The sequence below is a fragment of the Acinetobacter gerneri DSM 14967 = CIP 107464 = MTCC 9824 genome (assembly GCF_000368565.1).
In the GTDB taxonomy this organism is placed as follows: domain Bacteria; phylum Pseudomonadota; class Gammaproteobacteria; order Pseudomonadales; family Moraxellaceae; genus Acinetobacter; species Acinetobacter gerneri.
Genome location: NZ_KB849533.1, coordinates 16,588 through 18,452, shown reverse-complemented (window position 1 = coordinate 18,452; position 1,865 = coordinate 16,588). Strand labels below are relative to the sequence as shown.

The 1,865-nt window shown below is 49.9% G+C and carries 1 protein-coding gene; it reads left to right on the top strand.

What is annotated here, in order from left to right; all coding sequences use genetic code 11:
* Positions 1-1,865, top strand: a 1,865-nt coding sequence (locus tag F960_RS22555) for an Ig-like domain-containing protein (RefSeq protein ID WP_004854686.1), incomplete at both ends; no start/stop codon positions are given.

The following is a 1,865-nucleotide window of genomic DNA, read 5'->3' as shown; positions in this document are numbered from 1 at the left end:
GTTCCAGATCAAACTTCACCTAACGCCCCAGTCGTCACTGAAAATAATGCAACAGGTTTAGCAGGAACAGCGGAAGCAGGCTCAACAGTGACCGTAACTGATGCCTCGGGCAATACCGTTACCACGATTGCTGACAGTACGGGCCATTGGTCAATCACTCCAAATCCGATTGCAGATGGCACCGAAGGTACCGTCACTGCAACTGATGAGGCTGGAAATATCAGTGATCCAATTTCTACAGGTCTTGCGGATCTCACAGCGCCTGACGCTCCAGTGGTGGATGAAAACAATGCTGCAGGCTTAAGTGGAACAGCGGAAGCAGGTTCAATAGTGACCGTGACTGATGCTTCGGGTCATACAGTGATTACAGTCGCGGATAGTACAGGCCATTGGTTAATCACTCCAAATCCGATTGCAGATGGCACCGAAGGTACAGTGACTGCAACAGATGCAGCTGGAAATATAAGTAATGAAACATCTACTGGAATTGCACAAAAAACAGCACCAGATGCGCCAGTCGTGGATGAAAACAATGCAGCAGGTTTAGCAGGAACAGCGGAAGCAGGTTCTACTGTGACGGTGACTGATGCTTCGGGCCATACTGTGACCACGGTTGCAGATAGTACAGGCCATTGGTTAATTTCACCAAATCCAATTGCAGAGGGTACTGAAGGTACGGTAACTGCAACCGATGCAGCAGGAAATATCAGTACGCCTGTATCAACAGGCACAGCTGATCTCACAGCGCCTGATGCGCCAGTGGTGGATGAAAACAACTCAGCAGGTTTAGCGGGAACAGCGGAAGCCGGTTCAACAGTGACTGTGACTGATGCTTCGGGTCATACCGTTACAGCGACTGCAGATAGTGCAGGTCATTGGTCAATCACTCCAAATCCAATTGCAGACGGTACACAAGGTACAGTGACAGCAACAGATGCGGCAGGAAATATCAGTGCGCCAGTATCAACAGGTCTTGCTGATCTTACTGCACCTGACGCTCCAGCGGTGGATGAAAATAACTCAGCTGGTTTAGCGGGAACAGCGGAAGCAGGTTCCACAGTGACGGTGACTGACGCTTCGGGTCATACGGTGACTACAACTGCGGATAGCGCTGGTCAGTGGAGCATCACTCCAAATCCAATTGCGAATGGCACCGAAGGTACAGTGACTGCAACCGATGCAGCAGGAAATGTGAGTGCGCCAGTATCAACAGGCACAGCGGATCTTACAGCCCCTGATGCGCCAGTGGTGGATGCAAACAATGCAGCAGGTTTAGCTGGAACAGCGGAAGCAGGTTCAATAGTGACCGTGACGGATGCTTCGGGCAATACCGTTACAGCAACTGCAAATAGTGCAGGCCATTGGTCAATCACTCCAAATCCGATTGCAGACGGTACACAAGGTACCGTAACTGCAACGGATGCGGCAGGAAATAGCAGTGCAGAAATTTCTACTGGAATCGCAGATACCGTTGCACCAAATACACCGATTGTCACTGAAAATAATGCAGCGGGTTTAGCAGGAACAGCGGAAGCAGGCTCAACAGTGACCGTAACTGATGCTTTGGGTCATACGGTGACTACAACTGCGGATAGTGCAGGTCATTGGTCAATCACTCCAAATCCAATTGCCGACGGTACACAAGGTACAGTGACTGCAACAGATGCAGCAGGAAATGTCAGTACTCCAGTGTCCACAGGCACAGCTGATCTCACAGCACCGAATTCACCAGTAGTTGATACAAATAATGGAGCAGGCTTAAGTGGGACTGCAGAAGCAGGCTCAACAGTGACCATTACCAATGCTTTGGGTAATACTGTGACCACGATTGCTGACAGTACTGGTCATTGGTCAATTTCACCAAA